The organism is Corynebacterium striatum ATCC 6940 (assembly GCF_000159135.1).
Taxonomy (GTDB): Bacteria; Actinomycetota; Actinomycetes; order Mycobacteriales; family Mycobacteriaceae; genus Corynebacterium; species Corynebacterium striatum.
On sequence record NZ_GG667522.1, the window covers coordinates 113,382 to 126,441 of the forward strand.

The window sequence follows — 13,060 nt, forward strand, 5'->3', positions numbered from 1 at the left end:
AGACCGCTAATTTTCCCCTGCTTAGTCGTTGCCATCCTTATGGCTTGCGTCTGGCTCATGTTCAGGTTGAATAGCATAAATAAAAAGCTGGATGAAAACTTTCCTGACTCCTCTACAGCGGGCAAGCTTCGTTACGGATTGTTCTACTACGACCCCACAGATACCCGCGCGATGGTGCCCCTTCCCAGCGGTTCTTCCCAATTCAACTTTGGGCAGAAAACGGCCTGGTTTATCCTCGCAGGTCTCCTAGTACCGCCAGTCCTTATTATCATTCTTCTCAACGTCGCAACCTAAAACGCCCATAGAAAAATCCGCCTTCCTGCGCTGCGTGGTTGTATACACGGTGCAGGGAGGCGGATTGCTTTTAAGCGAGTTTCTTAGGACTCGACCTTGTACTCGGCCATGCGGTCCCACTCGGTCTTCCCGTCGATGTGGACGTTGATGATTTCCGGGGTCTCCAGCAAGTACTTCGGGAACTCCTCGCAGGAGCGCTTAAAGTGCTCGCCCTGGACATGATCCACGTCCTTGCCATCAGCATAAGCCTCAACGAGGAGGAAGCGCTGACGGTCCTCCGGATCACGGTACCAATCAAAGTTCAGGCAACCCGACTCCGCATTACAAGCCTGGGTGTACCAGTCGATCTCCTCGAGGAAGGTCTCTGCATATTCGGGCTTTACGTGGAATTTTACGTTAATCAAAATCATGGGGACCATCTTACGTACCCGGAAACTACGCCGCCATGCTCCCGTCATGACCTGCCTTTCTGCTCCGCGCAGTGGGTCGGATCAGTGCACCCGTCGTCCTTAGTAGATAAAGAAGCAAAGACTAGTTAAAGAAGTACTCCGCAACGTAGACGTTCGAGCCGTCGAAGCTGGTGGCCACGCCAAAGTGCTTGCTAGGTCCCGGGGTAACTGGGACGTCGCGGTTGAGCCAGTTGAGGCGGTCTTGTGCTTCCTGGATGCTCAGGCGGTAGACGTTGCCGCTGCCCTCGTTGAGGTGGGTGCGGCCATCACCGGCATTGCCGTGGAAGGTCAGCGTTCCCGCTGCGCCGTGATCAGCCCACTCCTGCGCGATGTTTCGCGCGTTGCCGTCTTCAACATGGCCCTGCTTGCGCAGGTGCGCGTTCGTGGCGCTAACCAGCTGGTGGGCCACCTCAGGGGCTGGCTGCTTGATAAACGGCGGCAGCTGAATGTTGAACTGCTTGGCGAGGTCGTATGCCTGTGCAGGCAGCTCAATTTGCGAGCTACCCGCTGGCAGCTGGGAGGAAAGCTCTTGGACCTGTGGCGGGAGCTGAACCTGTGCCTGGGCTGGCACCAGCCCACCCATGGTCAAGGCAAGTGCGGCTGTAACGGGGAGGATGCGGCGCGAGATGTTCATGACCTCCACCGTGCCACAGCTACGCGGTATGAGGACACCGCATTGAACGCTGTTCGGCAGATCGCAACCGCATCGTTATACGGCAGGGGGAGGCATGCTTGACGACGCCCCGCTTGCCCAAAGGCTTATCCCTCCAGCTTTTCACCGAGTTCCAGCCACTCCATTTCCAGCTCCTCGCGCTGCGCGGTGATGTCTTTGAGCTGCGCATCTAGCTTGGTGAGCTGCTCGGTATCGAGTACCGTCGCAGCGGCAACTTCTGCCATGGTCGCACTCACTTTCTCCGCTTGCTCGTCGAGCTTGGACATCTTGCGTTCCAGTGCGTTCATCTTCTTGGTCAGCTCGCGTTCTTCCTGCGAGCTCAGGCGCTTTGGCGCCGCGGTGCCAGTGCCGCCGGCTCCGTCGCCCTTGGTCTTGGCCGTATCGGCAGCAGTTCCGTCCGCGTTCTTACCGCCCAGGTTCAGGACACCGGAATTCTGGGCGGCGTCGAGCTGGGCGCGGCGGCGCAGGTATTCGTCGATTCCTCCCGGTAGGTTAGTCAGCTTGCCGTCGCCGAACAGCGCATAGGTGTTGTCGGCGATCCTTTCTACGAGGTAGCGGTCGTGCGAGATGACCACCATCGTTCCGGGCCACGAGTCTAGAAGCGACTCGAGCTCCTGAAGGGTATCAATGTCCAGGTCATTGGTTGGCTCGTCCAGCAGAAGAACATTTGGCTCGGCCATGAGCACGCGGGTCAACTGCAGGCGGCGGCGCTCGCCACCGGACAGGTCACCCACCGGGGTGCGCTGGCGTTTGGCAGAGAAGCCGAGGCGCTCAGCCAGCTGCGAGGCGCTCAGCTCCTTCTTGCCGAGGTGGACGTAGGTAGCGACGTCTTCGACGGCGTCGATAAGCCGGCGTTGCGGATCAAGGTCGTCGAGTTCCTGGCGCAACCAACCCAGGCGCACCGTCTGCCCCTCAATGCGCTTGCCTGCCGTGAGCGGGTGCTCCCCTGCCAAAGCGCGCAGCAGAGTGGTCTTGCCGGAACCGTTAACGCCAACAAGGCCAATGCGCTCGCCCGGCGCGAGGCGCCAGGTCAGATGGTCTACCAGCACACGGCCGTCGGGGGTTGCCACGGTCGCGTCCTCGAGTTCGATAACCACGCGGCCTTGGCGCTGCTTGGAAAAGGCCATGAGCTCAACCTTGTTGCGCGGCGCGGGGACGTCCGCGATGAGGGCCTCGGCGGCCTCAATGCGATAACGCGGCTTGGAGGTACGAGCCGGCGCACCTCGGCGCAGCCAGGCCAGCTCCTTGCGGGCGAGATTCTGGCGGCGCTGTTCCATGGCGTCGGCCTGGCGGGCGCGCTCGGCGCGGGCATAGATCCAGTCGTTGTAACCGCCCTCGTAGGGGTCGACCACGCCGTCGTGCACTTCCCAGGTGGTGGTGGCGACGGTATCCAGGAACCAGCGGTCGTGAGTGACCACCACGACGGCAATCTTGCGGCCCAGCAGGTGCTGCGCAAGCCACTGCACGCCCTCGACGTCGAGGTGGTTGGTCGGCTCGTCGAGTACCACGAGGTCGAGTTCCTGTACGAGCGCTGCGGCTAGATTCACGCGGCGGCGCTCACCACCCGAGAGCGAGCCCACTTGGGTCTCTAGGCCGAGTTCCACAATTCCGAGGCCCCCCAGGACGTCGCGTACCTTGGCGTTGGAGGCCCACTCAAAGGTTTCGAGGCCGAGCGGTTCGATGATGACCTGGGCGATGGTCAGGGCGTCGTCAAGCTCAAAGCGTTGCGTCACCACAGCCATGCGTAGATCGGAGTTGTGGGAAACGCGCCCCTCGTCTGGCGGCTCGATGCCAGTCAAGACCTCTAGAAGCGTGGTCTTACCGCCGCCGTTAACGCCAACGATTCCGATTCGGTCACCGGATTGCACGCCGAGTGATACCCCATCAAGGAGAGTCTGGAGGCCGAAAGATTTGGATACGTTTTCCAAGTTAATAAGGTTCGCCATAACGTTGTCCCATCTTAATGCCTAGACCGGAGTACCCCCTCATTTCCGCGAGTATTGCAAATGAATATCGTTCTAAATAGCCTTAAGTGTTATGAAGAAATCTGCGCTTTCAATTCTCGCCGCTGTCTCCGCGACCGCGCTTCTTGTCACTTCCTGCTCCAAGCCAGCTGACGAGGCTGCTCCGGCAACCTCCGCTGCGGAGGAGGCTCACGATCATGAGCACGAGGGACATGACCACTCCCACGACGGCATGGAAGCCAGCGAGGGCGAGACTGAGGTTGCCCAGCTGCCTAATCGCGTCGTTCTCTCCCACGAGGGTGGCCTGAAGACCTACGATGCCAAGACCGGCAAGGTCATCGCGGAAGAGGATATGCCTGCGTTCCTGCGCCTGTCTAACGCTGGCGATGACCGTCACGTCATGGTGACCAAGGGCGACAAGTTCCTCACCTTCGACACCGGCCTCATCACCAAGCCGCACGGCGATCACAACCACTACTACACCGCTGAGCCAAAGCTTGACGACGCCGAGTACAAGGCACCGCACGCAGGCCACGTGGTTCACCACGACGGCTTCACCGCGCTCTTCTCCGATGGTGACGGCACCGCACAGGTCGTACCAACCGACCAGATTGCTGATCCAAAGGACGTTAAGACCTTCGAGTCCGGCGAGGCTCACCACGGTGTGGCTGTTCCGCTCAAGGATGGCTCCGTCGTTATGACCAAGGGCACCGAGGACGAGCGCCACACCATTCAGCACCTGGACAAGGATGGCAAGGTCCTGACCGAGACCACCAAGTGCCCTGGCGTCCACGGTGAGGCTACCGCTGGTAACGGAAAGCTCTTCTTCGGCTGTGAGGACGGCCCTGTCGTCTTCGACGGCAAGGAGTTCCATAAGATCGACGTTTCTTCCTACGCTGGCAAGGACGGCTACCAGCGCTCCGGTAACTCCGCTGGTTCCGAAGAGTCTGACATCATCCTCGCTGATAATAAGACTGAGAAGGACGCCGAGTTCGAGCGCCCAACATCTGTCTCCCTCATCAACACCGAGGACTACTCCGCCAAGAAGGTTGAGCTTGGATCTTCTTACTGGTTCCGTTCCCTGGCCCGCGGCCCGCTGGGCGAGGCACTGGTTCTGACCTACGACGGCAAGCTCAACGTCATCGATCCGGAATCCGGCAAGGTCACCAAGAAGATCGACGCTATCTCCGAGTGGCGCGAGAACGAAGAGTGGCAGCTGCCTGGACCGATCCTGAAGTCCGTTGACGGCTACGCTTACGTCACCGACGCCAACAAAAAGGAGCTCGTTGTCATCGACCTGTTCGAGGGCAAGGAGATCAACCGCTTCAAGCTGGACATCAAGCCGACCGAGATGGCTGTCCTCTAAGGTTGCGCTGTAGAGCCCCCTCCGCTCTAGCTAGGAAATAGACAAAGGCACCGTTCAATGGGACGGTGCCTTTGTCTATCTCAGTCGATCTCAAGTGGGCTAATCAGCCCAGCATCTCGATACCTGGGGCCGGCGAGTGCGTGACAATGCCGCGGGTGCCCTTGTTGTCAAACATGACTTGCGCAACCACTTCTCCGGCGGTCTCCTCATCCTCGCAGAGGAAGGCACAGGTGGGGCCGGAACCGGAGACAATCCCGGCCAGTGCACCGGCGGCCTTGCCAGTGTCGAGAATCTTACGCAGGTCTGGCCGCAGGGACACGGCGGCGGCCTGGAGGTCGTTGCGCAGCGCAGCCGCCAGCTGTTGCGGCTGACCACTCATCAACGCCTGGGCTACCGCTGATGTATCCATCGCAGGGGTGCTACCCTTCCCCGCCGCGCGCAGCTCATCGATCTTGTGGAAGACCGCCGGCGTCGATAAGCCCTCGGCGTTGGTGATAATCGCCCACGTGTAGGTGCCGCGGGTCATCATGGGTGCTAGCTGCTCGCCGCGCCCAGTGCCCAAGGCGGTGCCGCCCATGAGCGTGAAAGGCACGTCGGAGCCCAGCTCGGCGGCCAGCTCGTAAAGCTTGTCCTCGCTGAGCTCACAAAAGTCTGCGAAAGCTTGCGCAGCTAAGCGCAGGGCCGCAGCGGCGTTCGCCGAGCCGCCAGCCATGCCGCCTGCGGCAGGAATTCCCTTCTGCAGGTGCAGCGTCACGCGCGGCAGAGCCACCTGCCGGTCGGCTCGCACAGCGCGGGCCACCACCTCGACAGCGCGCCAGGCCAGGTTGGACTCATCTTCCGGTACGCCGGCAGCATAGGTGCCGCTGGCGTGCAGCGCGGCAACAACTGGGCCGGTGGTCGGTTCGTCGGCGTGAACCTCAAGAGAGACCTCGTCGCTGATATCGAGGGACTGAAACACCGTTGCCAGCTCGTGGAAGCCATCGTCGCGAACTGCCTCGACCCCGAGGTGCAAGTTTACTTTCGCGTGGGCGCGTGCTCTCAGAATCACTTGATACCTGCCAAACGCACGAAGTCTTCTACCGCGAGCTTCTCGCCGCGCAACCGTGGGTCAATGCCCGCCGCCACGAGGGCTTCCTCCGCCGCCGGGCCGCCGCCAAAGTGGCCGGACAAAGCCGCGCGAAGGGTCTTGCGGCGTTGGGCGAAGGCGGCGTCGACAAGCGGGAAAACTGCCTTACGCGTCGCATCGTCGATAGGCCACGGGGCGTCCTGGAAGCAATCGATGCGAACCAAACCGGACTCGATGTTGGGTGCGGGCCAGAAGACGTTCTTGCCGATGGTTCCCGCCTGGCGGACGGTGCCGTAGAAGGAGGCCTTCACGGAGGGCACACCGTAGACCTTGTTACCGGGCTTCGCGGCGAGGCGCTCAGCGACCTCCAGCTGCACCATCACCAGCACGCGTCGAATGGTGGGATACAGCTCCAGCAGGTGCAGCAAAACCGGAACTGCAACGTTATAAGGCAGGTTCGCCACAAGGGCCGTGGGTTCTCCCAGCTCTCCCGGCGCGATGCGCAACGCATCCTTTTCGATGAGGCGGAGGTTGCCCGCCTGCTCCGGCGCGCGCTCAGCAATGGTGTCCGGCAGCTGCGCCGCTAGGCGCGGATCGATCTCCACCACGGTGAGGTCATCGACTGCTTCCAGCAGGCCCAAGGTCAAAGACCCCAGGCCAGGTCCTACCTCAACCACGCGGTCGTCGCGCTGTAAGTCTGCTGCGGCAACGATGCGGCGGATAGTGTTTGGGTCGTGCAGGAAGTTCTGACCAAGCTTCTTGGTGGGGGTTACATCCAGCTTCTCGGCCAGTTGGCGAATTTCCACGGGTCCGAGCAGTTTGGGTTCAGTCATGCAATTCAGAGTAGTTCACAAAATCAGAAAAGCCCGCATAAGCGGGCTGTTTCAGGAAAGCGATTCAGGTCTAGCTGCGGTGGCCAAATTCGGCCTGGCGCAGAAGGGCGTTTAGCGCAGGCCCAGCTTGGAGGTACATGCAGGCCATGCGCCCCAGCCCTGTGCGGCCTGGACCTTCTCCGCGACAGCAATCTGCTGCTCGCGGGTTGCCTGCCATGCCTCAGGAGCATAAGCGGTGCCACCGAAGCCAGCCCAGGTGGACGGGGTGAACTGAAGGCCGCCGGAGAAACCGTTGCCGGTGTTGATGGCCCAGTTACCGGTGGACTCGCACTGCGCGAGGGAATCCCATACGCTGCCGTCAGCCACGGCTGGCGCTGCTGCGGGCTTCTTGGTGCCACGGGCGATGGTCGCAGCGACCGGCTCGTTAATGACCTTCTCCTTGACTATCTCGTCAGACTCCTTGGCACCGTCTTTCATCACGAGCTTGCGGGTGACGTTGCGCTGGCCCTTGACTGCCTCCACGCGCACTTCCTCGTTGCCCTCTTCAAGCTCAGGATCGTCAACGAAGGTAGGCTCCGCCTCAAATTCCTCGGTTGCGTCGTAGAAGGTGGTGGAAACCTGGTCAACCTTGATGGACATGCCATTGACGATCGGGGTATCCATCGACGGGAACACGCGGTCATCCTCATCAACGTCGATGCCGCGCTCTTCGATGACGTCCTTCACGGTCTTGGCCGCGATGTTGGTGTAGGTGATCTTGCCGCCGTCATTGATCTTGACGATTTTCGGTGAGACAACCTCGAGTTCCATGCCCTCAGTCAGGTTGTCGTCACCCGTTACCTTCTTATCACCGGAGGTAATAGCCGCACCTGGGGCGATGCCGTCAAGGTTGCCCAACAGATCCGAAACCTTGAGGTCGGTCGAGGAAAGCTGCTGTTTGACGCCGTCGATAGACACGGCCACCGGCTTGGAGGTGCGCACGGTGATGTTGTCACCGTCAGCGACCTTCTCAGAAGGAGCCGGGTAGACCAGATCCTCACCACCGACGTTGACGCCAGCAGCCTGCAGAGCCTCATCGACGTTGCCCGCGAAGGTGGCGAGCTCAATCTTGTCGCCATTGACGTCAAGGGTGATGTCTTTTTGCGCAGACACAGCGACCACACCGCCCACTGCCAAAGTGCCGAGCACACCGCCGGTGGCAAGACGCAGTGGAAGGGAACGGGAAGAATTGATGCGCTTAATCTGGTTCATGTAACTCTCTCAAAACGAATGATGTCTCGCGCTAGGCCCTCAGGCGTGGGGCCAACCATGGGACGGTAGCGCGTTGAGCAAATCTTCAATAACAATACGATAACAGCAGCGTCCAGTCGAGAGCGATTCCTTTCGCCACGCCACTTGGAACACTACCGCAACACCCAACACGTGTTTTACGGTTGACCAGGACAAATACTAAATATGACGATCGTCACAAACCAAACACGGAGTTGAACGTCTGGTTAACTTCCGTAACCAAATCCTCCACATCCATGCCCCGCGCTTCCGCAATGCAGTTATACGTATGACCGATGAAGGTCGGCTCGTTGCGCGCACCGCGGAAGGGCTCGGGAGTCATATACGGAGCATCCGTCTCCACGAGTAGCTGCCCCGCCGGAGCAATAGCCGCCGCCTGACGCAACTCCTCGTTGCGCTTGAACGTCACGTTGCCGGCAAAGGAGAGAACCCAACCGCGTGCCAGGGCCTCCTTCGCCACGTCCAACGGTGAGGAGAAGCAATGGAGCATGACATTCTCGGCGTCGCCAAGCACACGCAGAAGCTCCACATCCGCCTCACGATTGTGGATCATGAGGACCTTGCCCGCCTCCTTGGCCAAATCCATGTGCCAGCGCAGCGCCTCCTCCTGGACGTCAAGGGGTGCGGTGGACTCTGGCTCGTGCTTAATCCAATAGGTATCGAGGCCGGTCTCCCCGATTGCCACGCAGCGTGGGTCCGCAGCCATTTCCTCCAGCCGCTTCCGCGCCGCGGCATCGAGTGTGTCAGCCTTGGTGGGATGGATGGCGCAGGCTGCCCACACGTTGGGGAACTCATGTGCCGCTTGGAGCGCACGCTCGGCCTCTTCCAAACCATCACCTACCGTAACCATGCGCGACACCCCTGCAGCACCGGCGCGGGACACGATGTCGGCGGCTGGGTCCTTGCAGGAGGCTAGGTGCGTATGGGCGTCGACAAGCTGCGACAAGCCTTCTGCTGGAACAGGGACTGGGCGTGGCTTCTTTTTAGACATGTACGCAATTGTAATCTGGAACGCATGCAAATCCGCAGTGCCACCCTCGCCGACGTCCCCGCGATGACCGAGTGCCTCAACTGGGCCATCCGGGAGACCGACTTCATCTTCCGCGACACCGAAGCAACCATCGCCGAGCGCGAAGAATACCTGCGCCAGAACATCGCTGATGGCTGCCCGTGGCTGGTTGCAGAAACCGAGCCTGAGACGCCAGGCGAAAAGCCACAGCACTTAGGTTGGGCCATGTATCACCCCTACCGCGACCCAAGCGTGTGGAAAGGGTGTTACGAAACCACCATTTATTTGGATCCGGCAGCCCAAGGCCGAGGCGTGGGCACCGCCCTTTTAGGTGAGCTCGTTTCCCTAGCGCGCGCGGATGAAAAAGTGCATACGCTGCTGGGGCTCATCGTGGACACCAACGTCGCATCCATCAAGTTGCATGAGAAGTTCGGTTTTGCCAATGTAGGAACGTTCAAAGAGGTGTCCTACAAGATGGGACATTGGCTCAACCTCACTCACTTGCAGCTCATGCTTTAAGGATCAATCCATGCACGTTCGCCCCGCCGCGCTTTCCGACGCCGCCGCAATCGCCTCCATCTACAACGCCGCGTCGGCCGCTAGGCCGGCTGCCAACTTGGTCACGTGGCAAGAATCCGTCGAGGACCGCATCGCTTGGCTCGAGCAGATGGAATCCGATGGATACCCCGTCTTTGTGGCTGTCGACGACGATGAAATCATCGGCTGGGCAGCATACTTCCAGTTCGTGACCCCGGCAATCTACTGGGGCACCGTAGAAAATTCCGTCTATGTGGCGCCGTCTGCACGCGGTAAGGGCGTGGGCAACGAGCTCATGTGCGCAGTCATGGATGACGCCAAGGAAAATGACTACGTGCAGACGATGATCACCTACATCGTGGACACCAATGAGGCATCGATCGCGCTGCACAAGAAGTTCCGCTTCGAAGAAACCGGACGCATGCCGAATATCCACACCAAGGATGGCGTTCGCCTTGGACTAGTGCACCTGCAGCGTCACTTCGATAGAAGCTCGTCGTCGATGTAGACCGGCCGCGCGGCGGCTACACCGGCCACGGCCATCGCAACTGTGAGGGCAATGAGCACCGCTAGGCTCACCGACCATCCGCCGGTTGCCTGAGCCACGAGGCCAAAAATGAAGGGAAAACCACCCGCCAAGAGGTAGCCGCCTGGTTGGACAAACCCCGATAACCGCGCCGTCACCGCTGGCTCGCGGGTGCGAGCTGCGAGCAGGGCCAGTGCGAGTGGGAAACACATTCCGCCAATCCCCATGAGGCTCGCCCAAATCAACGGCGCTGCTGACGCATTGACCAGCACGCCAATCCAGCCCGCAGCTGTGGTCGCAGCAAGGATAAGAGGCACCGGGCGCAGATCCCGCAGGCGCTCGATGAGCACCGGCATCACTAGTCCGCCAATGATGTTGAAAGCGCCGATGAGGGCAAGTGAGACTCCAGCAGTTCCACTTCCGACGCCACGCGAGACAAGCATGGTGGGCAGCCAGCCCATCTGCACGTAGGCCATGGTTGACTGCAGGCCGAAGAAGAACAGTAGCGCGACGGCGGTGGGCGAACGCCGCAGAGGAATGTTGCCTGTTGTGGAAGGCTCCACTGGGTCAAACCCCACGTGGCGGGTGGCAATGAACCAACCCACCGCCTGCAGCACCACAGGAATGGCCCACAGGAACAAAGAGGTGCGCCATGCTGCGAGGTTCGCGGACAACGGTCCGAGGGCGCTGGATAGACCCAACACCGTGGTGTAGGTAGTCATCAGCGCCACCATCGTGCGGCGGCTGCCGTAGGTCTTAATCCAGGCAGGCAGCAGGATGTTGGTCACGGCGATGCCGCCAACGACCAAGAATGTCAGCGCAACGAAGGCCCCAAAGTTGTTGACCCAGGGTCTGGCCGCCAAGCCGATGAGCAAGGCGAGGGCGCCTGCAAGCAGGGTGGGGCTGAGCCCACAGCGGCGCGCGATAGGGACTGCTGCCCACCCCATCGCGGCAAAGCACAATCCCGGCAGGGCCGTGAGAATTCCCGCGCTGGCCGGGCCAATGCCGAAAGCCGCGCTTAAGTCCCCGAGCACGGGAGCCACCGAGGCGATTCCCGAGCGCAGATTAAGCGCGGTGAGGGTTACTACCGCAAACGCGAAAGCGGTCGCGATGCTACGGCTTTGCCGCATCCTACTTCTGAACTGGCGCCCACTCTGGGCCAGTCTCGGCGAGCTCTGGGTCAAGCTTGGCCACCAGTGGCTTCGGCTTGCTCAATGAGGTGCCAGGAACCACGTCGACGCGCTGCCACGTGGCCTGCTGTGCGGTGTAGTCACCCGTGATGATTGGGTACGGGTGGTTCTCCGGTGGCAGACCCACGCCAACCAGCTCAACTGGGATGTCATCGACGACCTCTTGGATCTCCGGCTGGGCAGCCCATACACCATCGCGACCTAGGGTCTCATGCACCTTCTGCGCGGTAAACGGCAGGAAAGGCGTGAGCATGACGTTGCAGTCAGAGACCACCTGCAGTGCGGTCCACAAGACGGTGGCAAGGCGCTCGCGCTGAGTCTCGTCCTTGGCCAGTTTCCATGGCTCCATCGCTGCGATGTAGGCGTTGGCCTCACCCACCACGTGCATGATGGCAGTAATGGCCTGCTTGAACTTGGACTGTTCAAGGTTTGCGGCTGCGGCGGCGAAGGTGTCCTCAGCTAGCTGCAGAATGGCCTTATCTGCGTCCTCCAAAGCAGCCGGTGCAGGAACCTCGCCGAAGTTCTTGTGCGCCATGGACACGGTGCGGTTTACCAAGTTGCCCCAGCCGTTGGCCAGCTCGTTGTTGATTCGGCGAACGAACTCATCCCAGGTGAAGTCGGTGTCATTGTTTTCTGGGCCAGCCACTGCAATGAAGTAACGCAGCGCATCCGGGCCAAACTCCGCGAGGAAGTCCTTGACGTAGATGACAACGCCCTTCGAGGAAGAGAACTTCGAGCCGGACATGGTCAGGTACTCGGAGGAAACAATCTCCGTAGGCAGGTTGAGCTCGCCATACTTATGCAGATCTCCACCCTTGGCGCCCTTGCCTGCGTAGCCCAAGAGCTGGGCCGGCCAGATCTGGGAGTGGAAGGTGATGTTGTCCTTGCCTTGGAAGTAGTAGTGGCGAGCATTGTCGTTCTGCCAGAAGTCCTTCCATGCATCCGGGTTGCCGGTACGGTGTGCCCACTCGATGGAAGAAGACAGGTAGCCGATGACCGCGTCGAACCACACGTAGAGCTTCTTAGCGGAGTTCTCCTCCCAGCCCTCTACTGGAATTGGAATACCCCAGTCGATGTCACGGGTCATGGTGCGCGGGCGCATGTCCTCAAGCAGGTTGAGGGAGAACTTCAAGACGTTCGGGCGCCAGTCCTCACGGGTCTTGAGCCACGCTTCGAGAGCGTCCTTGACGGAAGGCAGGTCGAGGAGGAAGTGCTCGGTCTCGATGAATTCCGGGGTCTCACCGTTAATCTTGGACACTGGGTTGATGAGGTCAACCGGATCCAGCTGGTTACCGCATTCATCGCACTGGTCGCCGCGAGCGCCGTCAGCGCCACAGATTGGGCAGGTGCCCTCGATGTAGCGGTCAGGCAGGGTGCGGCCAGTCGACGGCGAGATAGCTCCCTGGGTGGTCTCCTTAAGCATGTAGCCGTTCTCGTAGAGACCCTTGAAAAGCTCCTGGACCACCGAGTAGTGGTTGCGGGTCGTGGTGCGGGTGAACATGTCATAGGACAATCCCAGACCCGCAAGGTCCGTGACGATCTGGCGGTTGTAACGGTCAGCAAGCTCGCGGACGGTCACGCCTTCTTTGTCAGCCTGCACGAGCAGCGGAGTGCCGTGTTCATCGGTACCCGAGACCATGAGAACGTTGCGGCCACGCATTCGCTGGAAACGAGCGAAGACGTCCGAAGGAACACCGAATCCGGCCACGTGTCCGATGTGGCGGGGTCCGTTGGCATAAGGCCAAGCAACATTAACTACTACTGACTCAGTCATGCACACCACTCTATCGAAGCCGGTAGACAAAGTGCGCGTTAAGGGTGCCTTGACGCCACGCATAAAGAAATCCCCCTCCCCCAGTCTCC

At 60.5% G+C, this 13,060-nt stretch carries 13 protein-coding genes; 4 read left to right on the top strand and 9 right to left on the bottom strand.

Translation table 11 applies throughout. From position 1 onward, the window contains the following. On the top strand, nucleotides 1-294 hold a 294-nt coding region (locus tag HMPREF0308_RS07005), incomplete at its 5' end, for a hypothetical protein (protein WP_005530095.1). A gap of 83 nt (nucleotides 295-377) precedes the next feature. Here HMPREF0308_RS07005 and HMPREF0308_RS07010 read toward each other — a convergent pair. The 3 genes from HMPREF0308_RS07010 to HMPREF0308_RS07020 all read right to left on the bottom strand — a co-directional run bounded on the left by HMPREF0308_RS07010 (nucleotide 378) and on the right by HMPREF0308_RS07020 (nucleotide 3,362). Beyond that, on the bottom strand, nucleotides 378-704 hold the full coding sequence (locus HMPREF0308_RS07010; protein ID WP_034657186.1) for a putative quinol monooxygenase: 327 nt from the start codon (nucleotides 702-704) through the stop codon (nucleotides 378-380). Nucleotides 705-825: 121 nt separating this feature from the next. Then, nucleotides 826-1,377 (bottom strand): hypothetical protein, encoded by a 552-nt coding sequence (locus HMPREF0308_RS07015; RefSeq protein ID WP_005530100.1) that lies wholly within the window; start codon nucleotides 1,375-1,377, stop codon nucleotides 826-828. A gap of 125 nt (nucleotides 1,378-1,502) precedes the next feature. Continuing rightward, entirely contained in the window at nucleotides 1,503-3,362 is a 1,860-nt protein-coding gene (locus HMPREF0308_RS07020; protein WP_005530102.1) for an ABC-F family ATP-binding cassette domain-containing protein, read from the bottom strand. A gap of 91 nt (nucleotides 3,363-3,453) precedes the next feature. On the opposite strand from HMPREF0308_RS07020, the gene HMPREF0308_RS07025 reads away from it, so the two are divergent. After that, entirely contained in the window at nucleotides 3,454-4,746 is a 1,293-nt protein-coding gene (locus HMPREF0308_RS07025) for an NHL repeat-containing protein (RefSeq protein ID WP_005530103.1), read from the top strand. 103 nt (nucleotides 4,747-4,849) lie between these two features. On the opposite strand, the gene HMPREF0308_RS07030 is transcribed toward HMPREF0308_RS07025, so the two are convergent. The 4 genes from HMPREF0308_RS07030 to HMPREF0308_RS07045 form a co-directional block, all read right to left on the bottom strand. Then, complete coding sequence (locus HMPREF0308_RS07030) at nucleotides 4,850-5,794, bottom strand: 4-(cytidine 5'-diphospho)-2-C-methyl-D-erythritol kinase (protein WP_005530105.1); 945 nt, start codon at nucleotides 5,792-5,794, stop codon at nucleotides 4,850-4,852. Beyond that, the gene (rsmA, locus tag HMPREF0308_RS07035) at nucleotides 5,791-6,645 is read right to left on the bottom strand and encodes a 16S rRNA (adenine(1518)-N(6)/adenine(1519)-N(6))-dimethyltransferase RsmA (protein WP_005530107.1); all 855 of its coding nucleotides are present in this window, start codon (nucleotides 6,643-6,645) and stop codon (nucleotides 5,791-5,793) included. Before rsmA ends, HMPREF0308_RS07030 begins: the two co-directional genes overlap by 4 nt. A 111-nt stretch (nucleotides 6,646-6,756) precedes the next feature. Further along, nucleotides 6,757-7,896 (bottom strand): resuscitation-promoting factor, encoded by a 1,140-nt coding sequence (locus HMPREF0308_RS07040; protein ID WP_005530109.1) that lies wholly within the window; start codon nucleotides 7,894-7,896, stop codon nucleotides 6,757-6,759. Between the two features lie 214 nt (nucleotides 7,897-8,110). Next, nucleotides 8,111-8,926 carry a TatD family hydrolase gene (locus HMPREF0308_RS07045; RefSeq protein WP_034657189.1) on the bottom strand — a complete coding sequence of 272 codons (816 nt, stop codon included), beginning with the start codon at nucleotides 8,924-8,926 and terminating at the stop codon, nucleotides 8,111-8,113. A gap of 24 nt (nucleotides 8,927-8,950) precedes the next feature. On the opposite strand from HMPREF0308_RS07045, the gene HMPREF0308_RS07050 reads away from it, so the two are divergent. Beyond that, entirely contained in the window at nucleotides 8,951-9,463 is a 513-nt protein-coding gene (locus HMPREF0308_RS07050; RefSeq protein WP_005530112.1) for a GNAT family N-acetyltransferase, read from the top strand. A gap of 10 nt (nucleotides 9,464-9,473) precedes the next feature. Then, the gene (locus HMPREF0308_RS07055; RefSeq protein WP_005530114.1) at nucleotides 9,474-9,989 is read left to right on the top strand and encodes a GNAT family N-acetyltransferase; all 516 of its coding nucleotides are present in this window, start codon (nucleotides 9,474-9,476) and stop codon (nucleotides 9,987-9,989) included. On the opposite strand, the gene HMPREF0308_RS07060 is transcribed toward HMPREF0308_RS07055, so the two are convergent. Further along, nucleotides 9,959-11,137, bottom strand: coding sequence for an MFS transporter (locus HMPREF0308_RS07060; protein ID WP_005530116.1), 1,179 nt, complete (start codon nucleotides 11,135-11,137; stop codon nucleotides 9,959-9,961). The two genes, HMPREF0308_RS07055 and HMPREF0308_RS07060, sit on opposite strands and share 31 nt — an antisense overlap. A gap of 1 nt (nucleotide 11,138) precedes the next feature. Beyond that, nucleotides 11,139-12,971, bottom strand: coding sequence for a methionine--tRNA ligase (gene metG, locus HMPREF0308_RS07065; protein ID WP_034657191.1), 1,833 nt, complete (start codon nucleotides 12,969-12,971; stop codon nucleotides 11,139-11,141). Nucleotides 12,972-13,060: the final 89 nt, after the last annotated feature.